This is a genomic window from Alphaproteobacteria bacterium (assembly GCA_016699735.1).
Classification (GTDB): domain Bacteria; phylum Pseudomonadota; class Alphaproteobacteria; order Micavibrionales; family Micavibrionaceae; genus JAGNKE01.
Window position 1 is genome coordinate 438,138 of the sequence record CP065008.1, and the last position, 23,320, is coordinate 461,457.

The 23,320-nt window shown below is 47.7% G+C and carries 18 protein-coding genes; 10 read left to right on the forward strand and 8 right to left on the reverse strand.

Annotated features, from left to right (window positions below):
- Window positions 1–57: 57 nt before the first annotated feature.
- Window positions 58–1,722 carry a recombinase family protein gene (locus IPN28_02100; protein ID QQS57636.1) on the reverse strand — a complete coding sequence of 555 codons (1,665 nt, stop codon included), beginning with the start codon at window positions 1,720–1,722 and terminating at the stop codon, window positions 58–60.
- A complete protein-coding gene (locus IPN28_02105) occupies window positions 1,719–2,012 on the reverse strand; it encodes a hypothetical protein (GenBank protein ID QQS57637.1) in 294 nt (97 codons plus the stop codon). Before IPN28_02105 ends, IPN28_02100 begins: the two co-directional genes overlap by 4 nt.
- Before the next feature lie 430 nt (window positions 2,013–2,442).
- Here IPN28_02105 and IPN28_02110 point away from each other — a divergent pair, with 430 nt between their 5' ends.
- The 7 genes from IPN28_02110 (at window position 2,443) to IPN28_02140 (ending at window position 11,734) form a co-directional block, all read left to right on the forward strand.
- Window positions 2,443–2,931, forward strand: a complete 489-nt coding sequence (locus IPN28_02110) for a hypothetical protein (GenBank protein ID QQS57638.1) — start codon at window positions 2,443–2,445, stop codon at window positions 2,929–2,931.
- A gap of 554 nt (window positions 2,932–3,485) precedes the next feature.
- Window positions 3,486–4,070: a hypothetical protein gene (locus tag IPN28_02115; GenBank protein QQS57639.1), complete on the forward strand. Its 585-nt coding sequence runs from the start codon at window positions 3,486–3,488 to the stop codon at window positions 4,068–4,070.
- Between the two features lie 74 nt (window positions 4,071–4,144).
- Complete coding sequence (locus IPN28_02120) at window positions 4,145–6,835, forward strand: class I SAM-dependent DNA methyltransferase (GenBank protein ID QQS57640.1); 2,691 nt, start codon at window positions 4,145–4,147, stop codon at window positions 6,833–6,835.
- The gene (locus tag IPN28_02125) at window positions 6,832–7,572 is read left to right on the forward strand and encodes a hypothetical protein (GenBank protein QQS57641.1); all 741 of its coding nucleotides are present in this window, start codon (window positions 6,832–6,834) and stop codon (window positions 7,570–7,572) included. The genes IPN28_02120 and IPN28_02125 overlap by 4 nt, the downstream gene beginning before the upstream one ends.
- Before the next feature lie 14 nt (window positions 7,573–7,586).
- On the forward strand, window positions 7,587–9,563 hold the full coding sequence (locus IPN28_02130) for a DEAD/DEAH box helicase family protein (protein QQS57642.1): 1,977 nt from the start codon (window positions 7,587–7,589) through the stop codon (window positions 9,561–9,563).
- 20 nt (window positions 9,564–9,583) lie between these two features.
- Window positions 9,584–10,756, forward strand: coding sequence for a GIY-YIG nuclease family protein (locus tag IPN28_02135; GenBank protein QQS57643.1), 1,173 nt, complete (start codon window positions 9,584–9,586; stop codon window positions 10,754–10,756).
- A gap of 51 nt (window positions 10,757–10,807) precedes the next feature.
- Window positions 10,808–11,734 (forward strand): Abi family protein, encoded by a 927-nt coding sequence (locus IPN28_02140; GenBank protein ID QQS57644.1) that lies wholly within the window; start codon window positions 10,808–10,810, stop codon window positions 11,732–11,734.
- Window positions 11,735–11,936: 202 nt separating this feature from the next.
- Here the strand turns inward: IPN28_02140 and IPN28_02145 are convergent, their stop codons facing one another.
- From IPN28_02145 to IPN28_02170, 6 genes are all read right to left on the reverse strand, one after another.
- Window positions 11,937–12,992: a hypothetical protein gene (locus tag IPN28_02145; GenBank protein ID QQS57645.1), complete on the reverse strand. Its 1,056-nt coding sequence runs from the start codon at window positions 12,990–12,992 to the stop codon at window positions 11,937–11,939.
- An 11-nt stretch (window positions 12,993–13,003) separates the two neighbouring features.
- A complete protein-coding gene (locus IPN28_02150) occupies window positions 13,004–13,999 on the reverse strand; it encodes a hypothetical protein (GenBank protein QQS57646.1) in 996 nt (331 codons plus the stop codon).
- A 174-nt stretch (window positions 14,000–14,173) separates the two neighbouring features.
- On the reverse strand, window positions 14,174–15,439 hold the full coding sequence (locus tag IPN28_02155; GenBank protein ID QQS57647.1) for a relaxase: 1,266 nt from the start codon (window positions 15,437–15,439) through the stop codon (window positions 14,174–14,176).
- Window positions 15,436–15,816 (reverse strand): plasmid mobilization relaxosome protein MobC, encoded by a 381-nt coding sequence (gene mobC / locus IPN28_02160; GenBank protein ID QQS57648.1) that lies wholly within the window; start codon window positions 15,814–15,816, stop codon window positions 15,436–15,438. The genes IPN28_02155 and mobC overlap by 4 nt, the downstream gene beginning before the upstream one ends.
- Before the next feature lie 311 nt (window positions 15,817–16,127).
- Window positions 16,128–17,882, reverse strand: a complete 1,755-nt coding sequence (locus IPN28_02165; protein ID QQS57649.1) for a hypothetical protein — start codon at window positions 17,880–17,882, stop codon at window positions 16,128–16,130.
- A 250-nt stretch (window positions 17,883–18,132) separates the two neighbouring features.
- Window positions 18,133–18,708, reverse strand: a complete 576-nt coding sequence (locus tag IPN28_02170) for a hypothetical protein (GenBank protein ID QQS57650.1) — start codon at window positions 18,706–18,708, stop codon at window positions 18,133–18,135.
- 142 nt (window positions 18,709–18,850) lie between these two features.
- On the opposite strand from IPN28_02170, the gene rimO reads away from it, so the two are divergent.
- The 3 genes from rimO (at window position 18,851) to IPN28_02185 (ending at window position 23,312) form a co-directional block, all read left to right on the forward strand.
- The gene (rimO, locus tag IPN28_02175) at window positions 18,851–20,212 is read left to right on the forward strand and encodes a 30S ribosomal protein S12 methylthiotransferase RimO (GenBank protein ID QQS57651.1); all 1,362 of its coding nucleotides are present in this window, start codon (window positions 18,851–18,853) and stop codon (window positions 20,210–20,212) included.
- 154 nt (window positions 20,213–20,366) lie between these two features.
- On the forward strand, window positions 20,367–20,762 hold the full coding sequence (locus IPN28_02180) for a hypothetical protein (GenBank protein QQS57652.1): 396 nt from the start codon (window positions 20,367–20,369) through the stop codon (window positions 20,760–20,762).
- A 15-nt stretch (window positions 20,763–20,777) separates the two neighbouring features.
- Complete coding sequence (locus IPN28_02185; protein ID QQS57653.1) at window positions 20,778–23,312, forward strand: hypothetical protein; 2,535 nt, start codon at window positions 20,778–20,780, stop codon at window positions 23,310–23,312.
- The last annotated feature ends 8 nt before the right edge of the window (window positions 23,313–23,320 follow it).

The window sequence follows — 23,320 nt, forward strand, 5'->3', positions numbered from 1 at the left end:
TTGCGGATTGAACTTAAGCCTTGCCGAGTTTACTCGTCAAAGCTTCCATTGAGACGGTTATGCGGTAATGCCTTTCACTGAGCTATTGAGCGTGAAAAACCTGTGGTAAAAACTTTGATTGGGGGCAGGATAGGGGGCAAGACAATAAATATGAATTAATAATATGTTTAACAACAAATACTTAATAATATGGTTCGATCCCGATAGGGCCACCATTTCTGTCCTCCCCAGTGACAACTCCTGTAAAAGCCTGACTGGCAGCGAGGTTTCAGCGGTTCGAAAACCCGTTTTCTTGTCATAGGCCAGTTTGCTGGTAAAGGTGAGTTTTATCACGGCGCGTTTGTGTTCGAGGTTGCCTTTAGCCCATATTTTCTGCGGGTTTGAGAGGAAAGAGAACGCGGTTCGAAAGGTTTCATCGAACGGAGCCAAAGGGCGACCGCATTGCGCGATTTTCTCATCCAACCTGATCTTCTCCTCTTCCAGAATTCTTATCTGGTTCTCGTAGGCGGCGATCAGTGTAGGGTTTTCATTCTGTGCAATCCTCTGAAAAAAATGAGTGGATTTGCGATCAAGCTGGAGTGCTTGCTGGCGCAATGTTTCCGTGTCCGTTTTGACGGCCTCGCGTTTGGCATTCCAGAGGTCCGTAAACATGGCGGCAGCCATAAAGAACACATGCTCCGAAGGCTTCAGATCGGCCAGGAGGCTCTCAAAATCGCCTTCGAGCTGTTCACGGCGGATAGATTTCCCATCGCGCTCACACCCATTTGTGCGGCACAGGTAATAGGGATACTTGCCATTACGTCCCGTGGACCAGCAAGCGGCCATCGGCCTTTCGCAGCAGGCGCATATGACAAATCCTCTTAGCGGGAAGTCCGCATTGATATTCAGCTTAGCAGGGGCTTTGGCTTGCCCGTGGAGGCGGTCTTGTATCTTGCGGTAGGTCTCGTAGCTGATAAGGGGTTCGTGCCTGCCCTTAACCATCGACAGTCCCCATTCGGGTTTGTCGATGTAGCCTGCATAAAAAACGCGATCCAGCATATCCCTGACCTGCGAGAAATAGATTTTACCTTTGCGGTCGCGCTGAAAATGCGGCGTACCCATAAAGAAATGCCGGAGTTCGGAAATCGTTTCAAACCGCCCGCAGGCATACCCTTCCAGCCCCTCGGCAATGATGGAGGCCAGAGGCTCATCCCGCACTAGAATTTTCCCGCCGGAGCCTTTTTCCTTAGCGTAGATATATCCGGGGACCGGATAAAAGGTCCAATACCCGTTTTGCATTCTGGACATCATCCGGTTTTTGACCTGTTCAGCATTTTTCTCGCGCTGGTGCGCGGCCACAGACGCCAGCAGATGCTCGACCAAGCGGCTGTCAGAATCCTCGCCAAACTCAATCGAAGGTGATTCCAGCTTGCCGCCTGCATCGGTAATCGAAGTCCTTAAACGAATATGGGTTTCAATATCTCTGGCCAGTCTGGAGATGTCGTCTATAATAACGACAAGATGATCGTTTTTATGTTTCTTGAGATAACCCAGCATCGCTTTCATATTCGGACGATCCAAGAGCTTGCCTGACAACCCTTCATCCCGAAACACGTCAATAACCTCATAGTTCTTGTGCTTGGCATAATCACGGCATCGTGTTTCTTGCGAGGCAAGGCCGTTTCCTTCGGTCACCTGCTTCACCGAAGAAACCCGCGCATAGATGACAGCTTTTTGAATCATGGGTTATTCTCCTGTGTTTCCACGCCTGCGGCGGCGCAGAACGTCTCTTTCATTTGGGGATGATTAACGTCTACCACATCGCTTAGAATTTGCCGAGGTATATTGATCGTTCTGGGCCATGTGTTGATGATTTTTTGTGTCCGTGCCACTTGCACAGGGTGCTGATTAAAAGCCGAGGCCACGCATTCGCGCATAATGCCCCATGCGAAGGCGATGATTTCATCTTCATGGTCTTTGGCAAGGCCAAGGGGACGCAGGAACGCTCTGTATTTTTCCGTGTCTGGTTGCATGAGTCTCTCCTGTGCAGGCAAAGTCTTTTGCCCGCATAGTGTTGTGTTTCCGATATGTCTGAAGTGTACCAACGCTAAAAGCCGCCCTTGGGCGGCTTTGCGGTTAATTCTCCGATGATGGAATTGTGGCGTGTATGCAAATACATATATCAAAATCCGATCAAAAACGCCAGAAAAAAGGTCGGCTGACAGAGTCACATCTGCGCCGACCTTGCATAGTTCAGCGCTGCAAAACTTCGTAAAAATCTAAGCCCTCGTAAGACGTTCAGGGACTATGCCTGCCTTTTCGTGTTTGACGATGGAGGCTGGGCGAAGGCGGCGCAAAAGCAATAGCGCGGCCCGCTCCAAAATTCCGTGTTGGCTATTGCTTTTGCGCCTGATGCCCTTCGCCCGTGTGGCTCTCCATCAACACAAAAAGGAGGCACACGCCATGAATACGATCCGATATTTTCACGACCTGCATACGGTGGGGGAGATCAAAACCCGATACCGCGACCTTGCCAAAGCTCACCATCCCGACCTTGGCGGCGATGAAAACACGATGAAAGAGATCAACGCCCAGTATCAGGCGGCTCTGAAATCCTGCCACGGTCAGCGCACCGAAGAGCGCGAATATACCTACAAGGCCGACATTGAACAGGAACTCATGGACAAGCTGCTAGAGCTTCTCAAGCTCCGCAATCTCGACATTGCCCTGATCGGATACTGGATTTGGGTCTCCGGCGATACCAAGCGCAACAAGGACGCCCTGAAATCCGCAGGGCTGCAGTGGAACCCGCAGCGCCGATGCTGGTACTACAAGCCCAAAGACTGGCGGCGCAGTTTCAAGAGCAACGGCAGCTTCCAAGATCTTGCCCAGAAATACGGCTATCGCGGCTATCAGACCGCCGACACCGAAAAAGTCCCCGCCGCCACATAAGGCAAAGTCTTCTCTCGACAGGCGGTTTCGGGGCAACCTGAAACCGCCTTTTTCTTATCCAGCCACCAAAAGACAAAAGCGGTTCGAAGACTCCGCCAAAGCAGGGGTTCGCCGCCTCAAAAACCACCTCCCCACGATCCGCAAGCTGTGTGGTGTATTACACCACGCTTGGCAAGGGGAAGGGTAAACCTCCCCCGTTGCATCCCCCTCCCGTGGCGCTCCCGTTCATCATTCTTGCGCCATGCACCGTCTGGCCGTTGCATCACCAATCAAGGGAACCTTCAAGCTCCCCCGATACCCCCATGATGATCTCATCAAGACCAAAGAGCCTTCGTGCCCCTTGGAACCCAGACCAACCGTCCGCCGATTGGATACGCGCCAAAGGGCATTTCATAGCCCCTGTGGAACCCTCGACCTTTTGTTCCAGCAACTGCTTCTGGCAAAGGCTTAACCTTATGCAATCCCTTCATAATCATAAAATAGCATGAATCATTAATGAAAAATCATGCAGTCTAGCTAATCTTCCTGTAGAGTGGAAGTATGGAGAAAATGCCATGAGTGCGCTTGAGCAAGTTAAACATCATCTTCGGGAGGGCGAAGTTTATCGCCGCGCTGACCTTGAACAATGGTCAAATGCCGTTGATCGTCACCTGCACCAGTTACAAGAAGAAGGGGTGCTGGTGAAGCTCTCTGGCGGCATGTATTATCGCCCGAAGATGACCGCGTTTGGCGCAACCCCTGCCGATGATGAAACGCTGGTTGAGGCGTTTCTCAAGGATCATCGTTTCCTGCTGACCTCCCCAAATCTTTATAACGCTTTGGGGCTTGGCATGACGCAGCTTTATAATGAAACGGTAGTTTATAATCACAAGCGGCATGGCCAGTTTAAACTAGGCGGCAGGACATTCCGCTTTGCGATGAAACCGCATTTTCCGTCCAAACCAACCCCTGAATTCTTGCTGGTGGATGTTGTAAATAACCTTGGCCAGCTTGCCGAAGACAGGGAGCAGGTATTGAAGCAGGTTCAAAAAAAGGCGCTTTCTATGGAGAGGATCATCCTTGCCAAGGCCGTGCGCGACTATGGCGGCGCACGGGCGAAGAAAGTATTTGCCAAACTTCTTTCCACAGATACGATGTAATATGTACGATATTAAATTCTTACATAACTTACTAATTATTTTGCGCTCAAACGTATTGCCGTGGAACACTAAAAGTGAATATAGCAGAAATCGGAATAGAACTTGGTGATCTGGTCAATGAAAATTTTGATCCGGCTACATTCATCTATCGTTTTCTGGAAATATACAAAGCCCCCAAAAGCACACTTGATAAATTTCGCAAAGGCACACAAAACAAGGCCGATATAAACGGAGATTTGCTTTGGCAGAGAAAGATATATTTCCGCCAAATACAAAGCGGAGATACAGCCAAAGCACTTGATGAAATCAAAGCCCTTAAAGTTATAAAAACCTACAAGCCCAGATTGATATTGGTTACTGACGGCAAGGAAGTATCCGCCCTCGATTTGAAAACAGATGATTCTCTCCATTGTGATTTTATAAAATTGAGTGACCGCTTCGGTTTTTTCTTATCTGTAGCCGGAATAGATGTATATAAGGCAGTAGAGGAAAACTGCGCAGATATTAAAGCCGCAGGACTTTTAGCAAAATTCCATGACGAAATCATGCAGGTGAATGCTGGATGGCATACGCCTGAAAAACGCCATGCCCTCAACCAATTTATGATGCGAGTTTTGTTTTGCTTATTTTCAGAGGATACAGGCAGTTTCAAAGAAGATTTATTCGTACAAACTGTATCAGATTACGGCGGTGATAACGGCGAATATATCCAAGACCTTCTGACACAGCTTTTTGAGATCATGAACACCTCGAAAGAGAAGCGGGGCAATATTTCAACGCATATATCCGCTTTTCCCTATGTTAATGGCGGCCTGTTTGCCGATAAAACTGAAGTTCCGAAGTTCAGCAAACGCGCTAAACGCCTCCTGATTGAAGCGGCAAGGCTGGATTGGCGCGAAATTAACCCCGATATTTTTGGCTCGATGATCCAAGCGGTCGTGGATACCGATATGCGCGGTGATCTGGGAATGCACTATACGTCCGTTCCCAATATCATGAAGGTTCTGCATCCGCTTTTTCTCATGTCTTTGGAAGAAGAATTTGAGGAAGCGCAGGGACGGCGTGATGAACGCGCACGGCTTCAAAAGCTGCTTACTCGCATTTCAAAAATCAGGGTATTTGATCCAGCCTGTGGCTCTGGAAACTTCCTGATTATAGCCTATCGAGAGCTTAGAAAGCTCGAAATGCGAATATTCCAGCGTGAGGATGATCTGGACGGCGGCACGATCCGAAACCGTTATGAAACCCATGTTAAAATCTCAAATTTCTATGGCATAGAGCTTGCCGATTTTGCCGCAGAAACCGCCAAATTATCGCTCTGGATTGCCGAATATCAGATGAATCAGAGATTCAAAAATCTATTCGGAGAAATGCCAGACCCTTTTCCATTGAATGAAGGCGGTCATATCACCAGTGGCAATGCCCTGCGAGAAAACTGGGAAGAAATTTGCCCACCCGTAAATGATCCAGAAATTGAAACCTATATCGTAGGAAACCCGCCATATTTAGGAAGCACTTTCCAAAATCCAGAACAGAAGCAGGATATGGCGTCGGTATTTTCCCCCATAACCAAAAACTATAAAAACCTAGACTATGTAACGGCTTGGTATCTAAAAGGAGCGCACTACTGCACCAAACATCAGGCAGAATGCGCTTTTGTAGCGACCAATTCGATTTGTCAGGGTGAACAAGTAGCTCTGCTCTGGCCTTTGATATTCAAAATGGGTTTAGAAATAGGTTTTGCACACCAATCTTTCAAATGGAGTAATCTGGCAACAAATAACGCAGGTGTTACCTGCTCAATTATTGGAATTAGAAAAAATTGTGACCAAAAAAAAATACTATTTCATGATGAAATTGCCCGTAATGTAAAAAACATTGGGGCATATCTCATTGAAATGCCTAATGTTATAGTTCAAAAATCATCAAAGCCGCTTAACAGCTTGCCTAACATGGATTACGGCAATAAACCTGTAGATGGTGGTAATCTCATTCTATCCGCTGAAGAAAAAAACGAGCTTATTGGTAAATACCCTCAAGCAGAAAAATTGATACGACGTTTCTATGGATCACAAGAGCTTATCAAGGGTATTGAGAGGTGGTGTTTGTGGATTCAAAATGATGATCTACCTTTCGCAAACAGCATACCGCCTATAGCACAGCGCATTAAAAATGTTCATGCTCTTAGATTAAAAAGCAAAGATAGTGGCGCAAATAAAATGGCAGAGCGCGCACACCAATTTAGAGAGATGAATATTGCTCAGGAACACTACCTGATTATTCCCAGTGTTTCCTCGGAAAATAGACCTTATATACCCGTGGACTTATCAGATTCAAAATCTTGTATTAGTAATCTGGCTTTTGGAATATATGACTGCCCTATATATGTATTTTCGATAGTTGCCTCAAAACTGCATAACATATGGATAAAAGCCGTTTGCGGCCAGCTAGAAACACGAGTGCGCTATTCAAATACCCTCGGTTACAACACATTTCCGCTCCCAGCTTTGACTAAAGAAGATAAAGAAGAGCTGGAAAACCATGCTTGGAATATCTTAGGAATACGGCAATCCTACACTGGCAAAACAATCGCATGGCTTTACGATCCCAAAACAACGCCAGCCGACCTACTCGCCGCGCACAAATCTCTCGATGATTGCCTTGAAAAAATCTACATAGGCCGCCCTTTCAAAGACGATACCGAACGCCTCGAACACTTGTTCAAAATGTATGAAAAAATGACCGCAAAAGGGGGTAAAAAATGATTTTTGATAATATTGATTATTCAAAACTCCCCTCAAGCGGAGAAGAAGCATTCATTGAATTTGAAAGACAGTTACGACATGAATACAACGGCACAGTTGAATACGACAGAAATGTCAGAGAAAATACAGACATGAACGGTAATTATATAGGCTCTTATGCCCCTGAAAGAGCCTATCTAAACTCAATCATGGCTTTTATTGATGAATATAATCTTGATCTTGACATAGCAGACTGTGGTAGCCTCAGGGGTTACGAATTTTATGAAAAATTTGAAGAACTAAAAGCAAAAATTGGCTATGCCGTAACACGATTTAGCATCAGAAAACATAGGATTGGCGAAGGAACAGTTGGGACGCTTATATACATAGAAAGCTCGTATAAAGCTGAAATTGGATCGCTTTTGGAAAAGATTAGAAAAATTGTGAATCAAGAAGTTAAAGATGTTAAGAAGAGAGATCATATATTTTCAAAAATCGCCTCTTTGCAATCAGAAGTGGATAGGGATCAAACAACTGTTGATGCGCTGTTTTCTCGAATGCTTGATTTATCTTCGACAATAGGCGAAAGCGCAGAAAATTTAGAACCTTTAATAAATCTTCTGGAAAGAATAAAAAAAGTGTTTTGGGATAAATCTAATAAAGTTGAATTGCTGCCGCAAAAAGAGCGGCAAAAGCTAATCACAAAAGAAAATAAATCCTCAGAAATAGATGAATTTGAGGATGAAATACCATTTTAGAAAAGGTGATATAAATGCCAAATTTTGTTGAGGTAGCATACGACCAAACAGGGGAAAGCCAGAAGCAAAATGCTATGGGCATGAGAGCCATGCAAGCCAGAGCCTTTGCAGAGCGCGGGTCTCAATATCTTCTGGTAAAAGCACCGCCAGCATCGGGCAAATCCCGTGCTTTGATGTTTATTGGTCTCGACAAACTCGAAAACCAAGGCATTCAAAAGGTTATAGTAGCTGTGCCGGAACGCTCAATCGGTTCATCCTTCAAATCAACAGAGCTTACAAAATACGGGTTTTCTCGTGATTGGAGCGTGGATGAGCAATGGAATCTTTGTACTGCCGGAGGGGATGCAGGGAAGGTTAGCAAATTTCAGTCCTTCATGGAAAGTGACGCCAAAATTCTGGTTTGCACCCATGCCACGTTGCGCTTTGCCTTTGATAAAATCGGGGTAGAACCTTTTGCCAAATGCCTGCTGGCGATTGATGAGTTTCACCATGCCTCTGCGGATGCCGATAACCGCCTTGGCGAGGTCGTGCGTAAACTTCTTGATGATGGCCGCGCCCATATTGTCGCTATGACAGGAAGCTATTTCAGAGGCGATAGCCTGCCTGTCCTGCGGCCTGAGGATGAAGAGAAATTCACCCGTGTAAGCTATACCTACTATGAGCAGCTTAACGGCTATACCCATCTTAAAACCCTTGGAATTGGTTATCATTTCTATCGGGGAAATTACCTCGATGCGATTATGGAGGTTCTTGACCCTAAGAAAACCATCATTCACATCCCGAACGTCAACTCTGCTGAAAGCACCAGTGAAAAATACGTCGAAGTTGACAGGATTATTGACCATCTGGGCGAATGGCAGGAAACCTGCCCTGACACAGGTTTGCACATCATAAAGCACAAATGCGGTAAATTACTGCGTGTTGCCGATCTGGTCGAAGATGACGCAAAGACCAGAAACCGTGTCATGGAAACCTTGCGAAATGTGTCCAGTGCGGATGATCTGGACATTATCATAGCCCTTGGCATGGCGAAAGAAGGTTTTGACTGGACGTACTGTGAACACGCTCTTACGATTGGTTATCGTGGATCATTGACAGAAATTATCCAGATTATTGGCCGCTCCACCCGTGATTGCCCTAACAAAGCCCACGCCCAGTTTACCAATCTGATTGCAGAGCCGGATACCAGCCAAGAAAATGTAACCTCTGCTGTAAACGATATGCTCAAAGCCATAGCTGCTTCGCTGCTTATGGAGCAGGTTCTAGCCCCCAATTTTAAGTTCAAGACCCACCCAACAGGCGATAATCTCGACGGCTCTGTGAAAGTCGTAGATATTGATTACACTCAGAGCGAAACAACAGTTGCGATCAAGGGTTTCGCAGAACCTAGCACGCCCCGTGTTAAGCAAATCGTACAAAACGATCTAGTTGATTTAATGGCAAAAATTATGCAAGACGAACGTGTTATCAGGGCAGCGATTAACCCTGATGAGATTGCACCTGAAGTAGTTTCACAGGTTTACATCCCTAAGGTTATTGAGAAAAAATATCCAGAATTATCAGAGCAAGAAGTTGAAGAAATTAGGCAGCACGTCATGGCAAATGCTGTATTCAAAACCTCGGCAGAGGGCGGAATGCCGGAGCTAAACAATAACCTAATAAAGTTGGTTAATAAATTCGTGAATGTTCGGGATTTGGATGTTGATCTTATTGACTCTATAAACCCGTTCCAGCTTGCCTACGAGGTTATGTCAAAATCTATTGATGCCGATATTCTAAAGGTAATTCATGGTGCAATTACCGCTACAAAAATCAAAATGACGGAGGAAGAGGCTACCTCATTATATCCGCGTATTCGTGCTTTCAAGGATTCACATGGGCGAGAGCCAAGTATGGTTTCTTCCGACCCTATGGAACGACGAATGGCAGAAGCCCTTGAATGGATACGCAACAAGAAACGTGAAAAATTGCGTTCTCAGCAATCGGCATAGGATTTCAGGATATGCCAAGAATGACTTTAGATGATATTCTTGCCCTAGATGATGATCTTTTGGACGTGAAGCTCTCTAGCAACCATGCCGGAACAGAAGATCAAAGAATCCTTAGTGTATTTGAAGAAATTAATTTATTCATAGACAAGCATAAGCGAAAACCCGCAGAAGGCAAAAATCCTTCTGTTTTCGAGCGTAGCCTTAAGATCAAACTTTCCGGCATTCTGAATGATGCAAATAGGCATGACTTTTTACTCGAACATGACAGGCACGGGCTGTTACCTTCTGTTCCAGTGAAGTCTCCTAAAACATTGGATGAAATCCTTGATCTGGACGATGATCTTTTAACCACCCCGAAAGACGATATTTTTAATTTGGTTCATGTGCTATCTGCGGCTGATAGACCAGATATGATTTCTGACCGCCGCCCATGTCTTGATTTTGAGAGCTTTAAGCCTCTTTTCGAAAAATGTTCCCAAGAAATCAATACTGGTAAGCGCAAAACGCTTAAATTTTCAAAAGAGCAGGAAATCAATGCTGGTGAATTTTTCATACTGAACGGTGTCATGGTTTATGTTGCCGAAGTGGGGGAAACACACATTCGAAATGGCAAAAAAAATGCTCGCTTAAGACTAATATTTGACAATGGTATGGAGGGAAAGAACCTTCTTCGATCATTAGCTACAGAACTGTATAAGGATAAAAACGGGCGCCGCGTATCTAATCCAGAAGTTGGCGGCCTTTTTGATTCTCAGCCAGAAGAAGGGGACTTACAAACGGGCATGATCTATGTGGTTAGAAGCCTGTCACCCGATCCAGAAATCAAGAAATACGATGGAATGCTCCATAAAATCGGATTCACCTCTGGAAAAATGGAGATTCGTATTCAAAACGCCAAGGATGATCCAACATTTCTTATGGCGGCCGTTCATCCTGTCGCAACATATATTCTCTACAACATTGACAAAGTTAAGCTGGAATATCTTCTACATAGCTTCTTCGCAGAAGCACGGCTTGATATTGATATAGCCGACCGTTTCGGGAAGAAAATCAAACCTAGAGAATGGTTTTTATTAAAATATGAAACGATTGCCGAAGCTGTATCCAGACTGAAAGACGGTTCAATCGTAGATTATAAGTTTGATTTAGATACGGGAAATTTAATCCTACGGGAACAAGTAAATGCAAAATGATACCTCAAAAATTACTTGCTTAAACAGCTATTTGCGGAAATGATATGTCTTATGAGTAATAGCGCAAAAGACTGGAAATCATTTGAAGAGCAAATAGGCATCCTCCAATCAAGGGGGATGATTATTGATGACAAATCGGAAGCATTAATATTTTTAGAACGTGTTGGCTATTATAGGCTGAGTGGCTATTGGTATCCCTTTCGTAAATTTGATAATGGTGCGCGGCAGGACGACTTTATCCCTGAAACACGTTTTTCTGATATTATCTCATTATATGATTTTGATCGCAGGCTTCGCTTGCTTGCCCTTGATGCGGTAGAGCGTATTGAACTATCTGTTCAGGTTGATATTGCTTATCTTCTAGGAAAACGCGATCCTTTTGCTCATGAAAGTCCGAATGAACTTCACGGTAATTTTTCAAGACCCAGAAGAAGCGGACAATCAGAATATGACCTGTGGATTGAGGATTACAATCGGCTTGTAGATCGTTCTAAGCGCAAACCCTTTGTAGCCCATAATTTGAAAAAATATGGCAAATTACCTATTTGGGTAGCTATTGAAATATTTGATTTTGGGGCAATGTCAAAGCTCTATGCGGGCATGAAACATCAAGACAAAATCAATATAGAAAAGAAATTTGGTCTTAACGCGGGAACAGAATTTGAAACATGGCTTAGAGGCTTTAACTTTATCCGCAATACTGCTGCACATCATAGCAGGCTTTGGAATTGCAATGTCTTGGAAAGGGCTATAATTCCGCGCTCAAAATTAAAGCTATACCCCTTAAACAATTCAAGGCCGTTTCTATATTTTTGCATGATGCAAAGTGTTTTAAAGGTGATCTGTCCTGATGCCAGATGGGGTGAAAGATTTATTGAATTGCTGAATACATTTCCAGAGGTTAAAAACCAAGCAATCAAATTGGAAGATATGGGATTTATAGAAGGCGCAAAAGAATGGCCACTTTGGAAAACATGATCCCTAAAAAAAGAAAGCCGATGCGTACACTTGCGTGAAGAGGCATCGGGCATATTAAGGATAGTGTACAATTTTATAAATTTTAAAGCAATTTAAATTTCTAAACTAGTTTAGTCCTTAAACTGTTTAAATAATTAATTTAAAACATAACCAGTTGATTTGTCTTGTATATTTCAAGACAGACAGTTGGTGTCTATGGTAATTATTTTGGTAAATCAACACTTACAATGTCTTCAAGAATTAACCTAATAGGTTGATTAGAGGCATCTCTAACAAAATAAAACGACGCTCCAATCCGCTCTGAACGTAATGCCTCAGATATAATAGCAAGTTTTTTCTTTTTAATACTCATTGGAACTTGAAACGCGATAGGTTTAATAAACTGCACTTCATTTCTAAATTTACCCCAGCCAGTATCCTTATCGTAAGCTCTAACAATCCCTTCGATATAGGTTGGAGTTTTGTCGATATTCACCTCCCCTAGGTTTTCTAAAGATTGCCTATCGAATACGCATACTTTCTGATCCGATTGTCCTAATGAAATTGAAAGAGAATTTGCTGATCCTCTTAAAGGAAGCGCTAATTCTTGGCTATGTTTTCTAAATAAGTCTGACAACTGTACTAATTGTTCATCACTAATTGATGAAAGAACGGACTTAATTGGCTCAGAAGTTTTTTCAAATTCTATTTCGGCAAGCAATTCCTGTTGTATATAATCTTTCTCAAATTCTGTTTCAATAGCATTAGGTTTAAGATGGTTTACTTGTGGTAAGCTATAACCAGCAATAACCTCCAAAGCTTGCTGGGCAGTCGCTTCCTTAGCTCCTAAAATATCTGCCATTATTTGCAATCTTTTAGTCTCCTCAGATGATTGAAGTGTTCTTTCTCTTTCGCGGGAAAGCTCTATTTGGGCAAGCTCCATAGCTAACTCTTTACCTTTTGAAGGAGGCTTTAATTTATTCATGATGTAAGAGAAAAGAGAAGTGAGAGGGACTTTTAAAGTGCATTGAGCTATGTTGGGAATTTTTTCAAGTATTACAGAAAGTTCCCAAGAACCTTCCTTGGCCGCCGAAACTCTAATATCTGCTTCAATTTTTTTTGAAATTCGATCTAATACTATGCCTTTTTGCCTAAAGTGTTCGATCTTATAAATCAATTTTGCAGCCGCGTATTGAAACCTAGCAGCCTCATAAAAGTTAAGTTCGTGACTGTCTGCTATTCCACCACTAAAAGAAAAAACTATTGCATCATCTTGCATTCAAAAACCTCTTAATCTGTAAAATCAAGCTCAATCTGATCGCCCATTTGCGGAAATGCTCGCTTAAATGATCTCTCAAAATCAATCTTGCTTTTAGATGCGTTACCAATACCTATCACTTGCCATAGATGTGCTCTGAAGGTATCCAAGCCTAATTCCTGACTCAAATATTGATGTAGCTTATGTTTGCGCCCACCATTAACATAAACCGTTGGGGTTTTTTTATCCAACTCTTCTAGTATCGCCCCATTGCTGCCAGCTAACGGAAAATAAATATACTTCCTAATAAATTTTCCAAAAAACGCGGGGTGTTGAAATGACTTCGGATTTTCTCGTTTTAAACCGTATATCCTATAAATCATGTCAAAAAACTGATCTGGAAACTCCTTCGCCCATTCTCGACACTCATGAGCAATAAAATCACGAAAAAGCTCTCGATATTCTTCTTTCCTCTTATCTGCAATATAGCCAGTAGCCTCATCAATAAGAGCAACTATTCCTAATTTAGCTGCAGACCGGATAATAATTTGCGCGTTTCTTGCAAGAAATTTTTGGGAATCTGCCAATTTCCCTTCATTATCCGCCTGAATGATTGTGTCACAAACCTCAATTAAGGTGGCAGCTTCATATCCATGTGTTAAAATCCCGGATGTGTTTTTGAACTTAATAGGATTATCAATTTTTTCTTGAAGCGGATCAGTTATTTTTTGAGAAATGCCCTTTCTTGTCATTGTCCGCAAAAAGGCATTTCCGCCTTGAGATTTCAGCCCAAGAGCATTTGCCATTTCTTTCTTATGAAACAAGCGCCTCTTATCATTAAGAACATAACAATCAAGTTCCACATCACCAATGTATAGCTCTCCTTGGTAACTTGCTGTGGGCAATACATTGGGGTCAATCTCTTTTGACCACCTTGCAGTAGCAGCTTGTGTGGCAATCTCTTGACGCTGCTCTGGCGAGAGTTTTTGCGCTCTCGCTTTTCCTCCTAAACTTTGACTGCTTTGCAAAATTATATCTCCTAAAATGCTTGCTATAATTACTAATTAATATGCTTGCTGAATAATAGCAAGCATTATTTTAAAAAACACATTTTATGCTTGCTGCCTTGCTGCTAATATGCAGTTGTATACTCAAATTTGGATTGAAGCATGGGCTTTGGTAAAAGCCTAGTATTATGGAGGTTAATCTTCAATAATACTTACTGTATGGCTTTTGTGTTTCTGCAATATCTTGCTCTCCCCCATCTCCCCGTACCGCGCCATATCCAGCCGCAGGTTTTGCATACTCCGGTAATAAGCCGTGCGGTGTTGCTGGATTTTGGATTGCAGGCGCTGGCGTTCTTCAAGCTGACGCAGGATCAGGGCTTGCTTTTCTGCGCGGTCACGTAAAAGGGCATTCTGCGCTTCGATCTCATTTTCCTTACAGATTTTCTGGTATTTCCCCGTAAAGCGTTGCCACAGGGCAAACAACCCGCGTGGCAGGCGCTCCATTCTGGCCTTGTCCTCCTCTTGTCTGCGCTTGGTTTGCTCGTTATCCAGCGTTTGCCGTGCGGCGCGGTGATGGTCGCGCATGGTTTGGGCGGCGTGTTTGATCGGCTTGAAGTCTTTTTCTTTCTTGCGCTTGATTTCCGTGATGTAAGTTTGAAGCTTCTCGCTCATGCCCTGCGCGATTTCGGTTCTGACCTCTTGCAGCGATGGCAAAGTTTCCGCATTCCCCAGCCGTTCTTGCAAAATCCTCGGCTTTACCCCTGCCCAGCGGGAGAGAGAATAGATTTCACCTTTGTAATCCACGGCGACAAAGCCCCGCCGCTCCCCCCGTGCCAGCCAAAATCCATGCTCTTTCAGGGCATGGGTGAAGGCCTTTGCGCTGTCAGAGGATTCCCATGCCCGTATAAACAGAGCTTTCAAAAGGCGCGGGTCTTCATCTGTCCGTTTGGCCTGTTGCCATTCCTCCCGCGTGAAGTTGAGCGGGTTCCGATAGGCTTTATCAATAAACCCTTGCGGAATCTCCCAGCCGTGATTCAGATACAGTTCTTTTGAAAGCTCATTAAGTTTACGTTTATAGTGCGGCAGGTTAATCGCTGTCATGGTCTGCGGATCAATCCTTGACCAGACACAGTGCGCGTGTCTGCGCCCTTGCTTTTCATGGAAGACAATTACACGCGGCTGACCCTTCAGGCCCAACCTGTCTCCCATATCTGAAATCGCCTGTTCAAAGACCTCTACGGGAACGTCTGCTTTGTGCGGCGGGTTCAGGGACACCGAAAACATATATTGCCTGCACTTTGTCCCATAAGCCGAGGCTTTAATCTCCTGAAACGCACCCTGCACGGTATCAGAGACAAAGCCCGAGATTTCATGGACTTCAACATGGTCATTGTCCTGTGTGTTCAGGAGGTGGCGGGCCAGATGTCCTGCGCCACTGCGCTGATTGCCCTCAAGGATCATGAGCGGCCTCCGCTTGAAAGCCCCAAGGCCTGTATCAAAAGATCACGCATCTGGAGTATGGCTGTGCAGGCTTCCTTTATCATCTCTTCAGTTTCCACCGAGACAATCAGGGAGCCTGTATTCAGGCCTCTGGCAATCTGGTTCAAATTGCTGGCCATTCGGGACGCTCCCAGCAGGGCGAGTATCTGCGCCAAGGGTTTATGATCTTTGATCGGGGCTTTGAGGCGGTGCTTTCTGGGGCAAGGAACCAAAAGCATGGTTTGGCGGATAAAATCACTCAGCGTTAAAGAACCAGCTTTCTGGGCAATCTGCGCCCGTTCTTCCTCAGTGAGGCGCAGAGAAATCGTGCAGCGGCGATGTCTGTTGTTCTGTGGCATGGGTTTTACGTCCTTGCGATCAAGAACAGGATAGCGTCACCGCGCCAGAAAGCTGGGCGGGGAACGATCATCCTGTAGTGATTGGGAAAATAAAAAGCCGGACCTAGGGGCAGGTCTGGCGCAGAAGATTCATAAAAAGTTACGGTTCGAAGGTTTATGAAGGTCCAGAACAAACTTCAGGAAAACCCTTGAAAACCTTCTCCCATTCCTCTAAAAGCGAGAAAATCTGGTTCGTCAGGTGGGGGGCGATGTCCACCAACTTATTCCTTTTCCTTTTATTATTGTCGGAACGCCCGGAGCTCGCCGAAATCTCACTTAATTCCGGGCGGCTTATCCTGAGGCGCGGTAGCGGCCGGTGCCGCAGCCGCCGGAGCGGCATCCGGTTTCGGCGCCATCTCTGCGGTCAGCCTTTGGCTGTACTGCATCATCTGGTCCATCAACCCGCCCTGATTGTATCCGTAAACGGTCATGCTGGCACTTTGCATAGTGGAATCCTGACCGCTGATCAGACGCACGCGCCAAGTATCGTCTGTGCGCTGGGTTTCGCCGAAATGCTGCTCCTGCCGGGCCCAGCCGCTAAAATTCGAACCCTCGCCTCCAGCGTTCTGGATCGAAAGCGCATAGGGGTTTTGCCCCGGCGGTATCACCGCAGCCAGGTTGGGCACCCGGCCGTCAACACGGTAATCCAGATCGAAGCGCATCCGGTCGATGACCATAGCTTGCCCTTCCGGCAGAGGGGTGCGAAAAAGCATCGCACTGTCCCCCGTCTGGCCGGGGGCAAGCGTTGCGAGACTCGTCGCGGTCACGGAAGTCCTGTCGATATTCGGATTGGTCTCGATGCGCTTATAGGCCTCGTTCAGGAGTTTCCTGAAAACATCAGGCCGGAACACCCCGTGCCCGCCCCCTTCGACGAAGGTTTGCCCCGCTGTATTCGTGCGGGACGGCATCGGTTCCGTACGCCCCTCGCGGGTTTGCGTATCCACGGTCGCCATCTTGGCCAATGTCGTGATTTCATCCTTGGTCAGGATAGGTCGGTTCCGATCCTCCCGACGCGTTTGTTCGTACAAGGCGCCTGAGATATATCCGGCCACCTCCGGTGCGGAAAAAGACGTGCCGTCCATTCCTGTGACAGACCCCTTGCGGTCGATCGTCTGGCTCTGTCGGAACTCCGCCATGATCTGCGAATGAAGAGTCTCCGGCCTGGCCATATAGCCCTGAACCTGCGCGTTGATTTTTGCACGGTACGCCTCGGCTTTTTCATATTCGACCTGCTTCTCCTGACGGATTTTATTATAGGCATCCGTAAGACCGGATTCATCCAGTCCTTTGGCTGGGTCTGACTGTTTAAATTGCTCGAAAGCCTGCTCGATATCCTTGTCGCGGTCCGCCTCGGTCATCTCATATTGACGATGCATGGAATCACTGAGTTTTACATAGGCATTAGAAAGGCCGATCTCATCAAGCCCCTTGGCCGGGTCGGTGGTCTTGAACTGCTCAAAAGCTTGATCGATCTCCTTGTTGATGATCCATTTGCTGATCAGACCCTCATGCCCGGTCAGTGAGGGGCTGACATTGTAAAACTGATACTTCTGCCCCCGGTTGAACGGGCTGTCGGCAGTCAGAGTTGGATTAATTCGGCTGCTGTGCTCTTCGACAAAAGGCTTCCCGCGGCCCATGTTGGCTTCGCCCACCACCAGGCTGTTGCGGGCGAAATCGGAGACTCTGGGTAAACCCGTCTGAGGGGTCAAACCTTCGTTCCCGGCGGCTTCGACAAAGACAGGCATATCGCGCTCTGCGAACGCCTGTTCGTATGCTCTCGCAGTTTGCTGGTTCGCAACGCCGCTGCTATTGGTAACGGCTCCCAGTTCGACTCCGGAACTGACCGAAACGACATCGTATTGCTGCAGACGACCGAGCGTACCCTGCAGATTATCAGGCACGATAGGACTCTCTCGCACAAGATCGACAGTCAGCCGTTTGTTGCCCGTAAAAGTCCTGAGGGCATCCTGATGGATATCCCGCGCAACCTCGGCATGACGTGTGTAAAGCCCGTAAAGGCTCGTCACCTTTGTGCTTTCAAAATGTGCAAATCTCGGTTGGTTTGGCTCCGGCACACTCACACCCGTACATTATTCAGTATTTTTTTCTTCTATAACACTACCATAACCGGGGTGCAAAAAGGAAATTTTACGGGATCAAGGTACAGGGCAAGAATAACGGGAGTAAATTTCCCTATTTATTGAGTATTATTTCACAAATATTCCTTGCTTTTTCATAGACTTATCAAGTATACCCTCCCGCTATGAAACAAGCGGTCTATACTTCCCTCTTCGGCGGTTTGGGTTTGTTTCTATCTTTAAATTTCCTTAGAAACGCCTGAACATCCTCTACGGATTTTCCTTCGATAGAAAAAACAGGCTCTCCCGGCTCAGGGGCAAGCTGCCAGAGCGAAGTTCCGGGGTAAAATGAATCAATCCCTATATCTTCGTTATCGGTCTGGATGAGGGTCAGTACGCGCTGATCAAACAGTATACTGACTCTGGAAAACTCTACCATCTCGACCAGGAAATGGTACACAAGACCCAGATTAGGGGGGATAAGCCTTTCGAAATTCTCAAAAGAGAAAACAACGCCTCCACTCGGAACAGCAAAAAAATTCAGCGCAACGCCGAGATCATGCAGATGACTGTCTATGATACGACCGAGGGAATCCTCCAGATGCTCTGTGAAAGCGCCCCAAGTCGTGCAGTCAAGACGGATAATCTTGTATCCGTAGCCCTTAAGCTGCTCTAGATGTTCATTAAAATAGTCATGCTTTCGGTAAAACTGGAGACCGCCCTCCATGAAAAGTCTTAAATCCAGCCGATCGCCGTCTTTTTTTGAAAAAGCCATAAGTTCCTCCGCGAGAAACTTCATTTATAATAAACACAAAAAATATGTCAAATATCTGATGGGGAATAACGAGAACTGACAGTTTATTTCATAAGAGAGACTCCTTGCCTGTTCACAGACTTATCAAGTATAACCCCCCGCTATGAAACAAGCGCAGAAAACCCCAATCGTCGGCATGGTCAGCCTCGGATGCCCCAAGGCTCTGGTCGATTCCGAGCGGATTCTGACCAAGCTGCGCGCCGACGGGTATGACTTCACGAACTCCTACGAAGGCGCGGACGTGGTGGTCGTCAACACCTGCGGCTTTATCGACAGCGCCAAGGAGGAAAGCCTGAACGCCATCGGCGAGGCTTTGGACGCCAATGGTCGCGTCATCGTCACGGGCTGCATGGGCGCCGAAGCCGAAACCATCACCGAGCGTTACCCGAAACTTCTGGCCATCACCGGCCCGCATCAGTACGAACAGGTCGTGGACGCCGTAAAAAAGGCCCAGCCGATCGCGCACGACCCCTTCGTCCATCTCGTGCCGGAGGAGGGGCTGAAGCTCACCCCCAAACATTACTCCTACCTCAAAATCTCCGAGGGCTGTAACAACCGCTGCTCGTTTTGCATCATCCCCGCCCTGCGTGGCGATCTGGTCAGCCGCCCGATCCACCGTGTCCTTCATGAAGCCGAACAGCTGTTAAAAGCCGGCACGAAAGAAATTCTGGTGATCTCGCAGGACACCAGCGCCTACGGCATCGATCTGAAATATGCCGAAAGCCCGTGGCGCGGGCAGCGCATAAAAACCAAATTCTACGATCTCTGCCAAGCGCTCGGGACGCTGGCCAGGGAATACGGCGCCTGGGTGCGCCTCCACTACGTTTACCCTTACCCCCATGTCGATGACGTCATCCCCCTGATGGCCGAAGGCCTGATCCTGCCCTACCTCGACATCCCCTTCCAGCACGCCAGCCCGGCGGTGCTGAAGGCCATGAAGCGCCCCGCGGCGCAGGAAAAAACGCTCCACCGTATCCGCAAATGGCGGGAAATTTGCCCTGACCTCGTCCTGCGCTCGACCTTCATCGTCGGGTTCCCCGGCGAGACGGAGGAGGATTTTGAAATCCTTCTTAACTGGCTGGAGGACGCGCAGATCGACCGCGCCGGCGCCTTCAAATACGAAGCCGTGGACGGCGCAAAGGCGAACGAAATCGCCGAACATATCCCCGAAGATGAAAAGCAGGAACGCTGGGAACGCTTCATGACCCTCCAGACCGAAATCGCCGCCGCGAAGGCCCGACAGAAAATCGGTCAAGTTCTGGAGGTCATCATCGACGAAATCGGCGAACCGGACGAAGACGGCGCGATAGGCGCAGACGGCCGCTCAAAGGGCGACGCGCCGGAAATCGACGGCACCGTCTTCATCCGCGATCTGCCTGCAGGCATAAATAAGGGCGATATCGTCAACGTTCTGATTGAGGATGCCGAGGACTACGACCTTTTCGGCATCGTGCAGAAGCGGTGATTAAAAAACACCACCTACATAAGTAATTGTAATATAATAATAAATTTATGCGTTACAAAATCAAGTTTTCTTGCCATTCGCATTTTTAGTATGTCATAATAGCGCAACCGGCTAACCTAAAAATTTCGGTAACGCATAATAAAAGGGGAAAATCATGGGGGCTCGTAAACTCGACGAGACAGGCGGGGAACTGTCCATGCGCTTTGGAGGCGTTTCCGAAGGCACAATTTATATCGATGCAACACTCCAACAAAGACAGGAACTCGCGCAGTTTCTGCAGCAAAGCATCGACACAAAACAGATTGACACAAGTAACGCCGCAGGAGCGCCTGAATATTACGCGGTTCTTAAGGAAAAAATTTTAAGCCAGACCGATGAAACCAAACCGCTCTTGCTAACCCCGCAGGAGTTTCTGGGGCTCACGACTCTGGCCAACGCCTGGTCCTACGGTTTTCGTATGGGTGGAGATGAAGTCGAATATGACGTCTCCCCGGATATGGTTGAAAACTTGAGGCAAATATCGGCCGACTATCTGGATCGTGCCCCCTAACGGAGTGAGGGCGGGATGCCCATAACCTTTGACGATCTTCTGGAGTATGTATCCCGAGGCCACGCTTTCCCCGAGCACGTTGAGGGAAGGGGGAATAATTTTCGGGGTCGTCCCAGAAACGGAGCGAATGAATTCCAGCAGGCAGGCATTGATATCCGAAATCCCGAGGATCTTAAAGATTATATGGGGCGGATGCTGGACTCTCCCCAAACGCGCGGATACGTCAGAGGCGACGGGGCTCTTGTCGTTTTTAACAGCACAGACAACGTAAAGCTCGTCTTTAATCCATCGCGCGGCGAAGTTGATCTGGGGACGATCTACCCCCAGCAAGGGGCAGGGGCATCGGATTTTGATACGGAGTGGAGGCAAGCCCAAAGACATGGCCAAGCCTTTGATAACGCGCGTACTCCCGGTTCTGTTAGGGCTCAGGCCGAAACATTCGCCCGGAGCATCCCGAGCAACCATCCCGCGCTCTCACAAGTGCCGGGGTTCAGAGCGGAGCAGGATTTTTCCGGTTCAAGAAATCAGACAATTAATCAATTAAGTCCTCAGTACAGGACATGGACGTCCTTGAGTTATGTCCGGGCGTCTGGCTTGGAATCAGGGAGGGGATTTATAGCCGGGGTTAGCGCCGATAATGGCCTGCCGACGAGAATGTTTTTTCTCGACGAGCGGACCAACAGAGTCACGGAAATTAATAACGGTGCGGTCACAGTCCATACCTTCAATAACCTTCCTGAAGGAAACCGGGCTGCCGCCGCCCAGCTTTTTTTCGAGAGCAACCGCCCACCGCAGGCCGTGATTTCCCAAGGGGGCGTGCGCGGCTTGGTTCAGGAGTTTCAGGCGCACAACACGGGCGGGGCGCGACTCTCGGAAGGGGTGATCAATTCGGCGGTCCGCACTCACCTGTCTGCCAATCCGGGAACGGTGCCAACCAACATACCCTATGGATCTTCTGCCGATGCTTTACACGCATCCGAGCAGGCGTTGCAGAGATATCTGGGCTGGGCGGACGCTCCTGTGGGGCAGGTTGATGCGTTCAACAGGCTTCCGACAAATATATCAGCGGATACTCTTTCAAGAGTCAGTCCTAACGCTATCGAACCCGTGAGGGATTTGATTCACGCCAAGGAAATGGCGATGAGCCCGGACGCAGCGACGCGCGAAATGGGACTGAAGTTTTTCGACGAGACCTTTAGGGGTATGGATGCTTCGACCAGAACGGCCGTGATGACGGCGCTGGAAACTGTTGCTCGGGCGCCCATTGCCGAGACGGCCCGGGCTGCCCGCGGCTTGGCAACCCTTTCCGACTTGGCCGAGGCGGCCCGGGCGTTGAAGGCTTTGCGCCTGCCCGCGAATATCGGCAAGGCCGGGGTCGTGACGACAGTGGCGCTCACGGCCGCTTCTGTCGCCTTGACGGACAGGGCGAACGCCATGACTCTCGATCTGGCTGGACAGCTTCATGCTTCAGGCCGCCTCACGGACGCGGCTTATCGCGATTATCGTCAGATGATGGGCGAAGTCGGCCCGATGCTGACGGCCCAGGCCGCCGACCCCTTTATAACGTCCATTCCCGGGATGGCGATCGTCGAGCGCATCGCCTACAACCGTTTCAGGGAATTTTCCGACCGCCATCAGTTGCCGCAGGACGTGCACGAAATGCTCAGCCCTTCGATGGTCGCGGGAACGTCCTTGCGCGGCCAGATCGGCAACGACACCTACCGCATGATCCCCACCAACGCGGCCTCAGCGCCGCCGTCCCTCAGGGAACTTGTCGAAGCTAGGCAGGGCGTGGAGGCCGCGCAAACGGCTTATAATCAGGCCTACGAAAGAAACCGCCCTCATTGGTTTACGGAGGCCTTGATGAACATGGGGTCGGGGGAAGTTCCTATGGGGATGCCTCCCTCCCATTATATCATTACAAGCACGCCGGAGGTGCAGGCGGCGCAGCAAAGGCTCGATGAAGCTCGATCGAATTTCCAATCGGAATTCGATCAGGCGCTGGCCAATCCTTCAGGGGCAAGGGCATTGGCAGGGTTGATGACCCCGGATCAGCTTCTCGAGGTCGTAAAATCGACGGCCCGGTTCAACACAGGCCGTCAGGATCCCTTGATTGAAAATCTTGTTAGGGCGCAAGAGCAGGGCTTTTTATCCGGGGCTTGGGCGCGTATGCAGGCGGAAAATGCTCTGCGCCAGAATCCGCAAGTGATGCGGGATTATCTCTCGAACCTCTTCACCCCCCGGCCGGGTCAGCGCGCGTCTCTCGATATCGAAAGCAATTCGGATTATGTAACTGTAGCCAGCGCGTTTGAAAGGCTGAAGACGGGGGAAGACCTCGACTCCTCTGAACACGCGGAAATACGACAAATTCTAAACAGCACAGATCCTGAAAACAGGGCGATCGCGGAAGAAATCTCCGCCCGCTACCCCCAGCAGGCAGCCCAATTCATAACCGCCGGCAATTCTCCTTCAGAACCAGAAGTTCCTGCTGCGGCGTCCCAAGCCTCCTACAGCCCGTCAGCGACAAGAACGCAAGCAATGGCCATTTAAGTCGCCGC

What these genes read in the sequence shown, in the direction of transcription:
- IPN28_02170 (QQS57650.1), bottom strand. Translation starts at nt 18,708, where the DNA reads ATGGCTTTTTCAAAAAAAGACGGCGATCGGCTGGATTTAAGACTTTTC.
- IPN28_02125 (QQS57641.1), top strand. Translation starts at nt 6,832, where the DNA reads ATGATTTTTGATAATATTGATTATTCAAAACTCCCCTCAAGCGGAGAA.
- IPN28_02145 (QQS57645.1), bottom strand. Translation starts at nt 12,992, where the DNA reads ATGCAAGATGATGCAATAGTTTTTTCTTTTAGTGGTGGAATAGCAGAC.
- IPN28_02180 (QQS57652.1), top strand. Translation starts at nt 20,367, where the DNA reads ATGGGGGCTCGTAAACTCGACGAGACAGGCGGGGAACTGTCCATGCGC.
- IPN28_02155 (QQS57647.1), bottom strand. Translation starts at nt 15,439, where the DNA reads ATGATCCTTGAGGGCAATCAGCGCAGTGGCGCAGGACATCTGGCCCGC.
- IPN28_02130 (QQS57642.1), top strand. Translation starts at nt 7,587, where the DNA reads ATGCCAAATTTTGTTGAGGTAGCATACGACCAAACAGGGGAAAGCCAG.
- IPN28_02115 (QQS57639.1), top strand. Translation starts at nt 3,486, where the DNA reads ATGAGTGCGCTTGAGCAAGTTAAACATCATCTTCGGGAGGGCGAAGTT.
- IPN28_02105 (QQS57637.1), bottom strand. Translation starts at nt 2,012, where the DNA reads ATGCAACCAGACACGGAAAAATACAGAGCGTTCCTGCGTCCCCTTGGC.
- mobC (QQS57648.1), bottom strand. Translation starts at nt 15,816, where the DNA reads ATGCCACAGAACAACAGACATCGCCGCTGCACGATTTCTCTGCGCCTC.
- IPN28_02185 (QQS57653.1), top strand. Translation starts at nt 20,778, where the DNA reads ATGCCCATAACCTTTGACGATCTTCTGGAGTATGTATCCCGAGGCCAC.
- IPN28_02110 (QQS57638.1), top strand. Translation starts at nt 2,443, where the DNA reads ATGAATACGATCCGATATTTTCACGACCTGCATACGGTGGGGGAGATC.
- IPN28_02140 (QQS57644.1), top strand. Translation starts at nt 10,808, where the DNA reads ATGAGTAATAGCGCAAAAGACTGGAAATCATTTGAAGAGCAAATAGGC.
- IPN28_02135 (QQS57643.1), top strand. Translation starts at nt 9,584, where the DNA reads ATGACTTTAGATGATATTCTTGCCCTAGATGATGATCTTTTGGACGTG.
- IPN28_02100 (QQS57636.1), bottom strand. Translation starts at nt 1,722, where the DNA reads ATGATTCAAAAAGCTGTCATCTATGCGCGGGTTTCTTCGGTGAAGCAG.
- rimO (QQS57651.1), top strand. Translation starts at nt 18,851, where the DNA reads ATGAAACAAGCGCAGAAAACCCCAATCGTCGGCATGGTCAGCCTCGGA.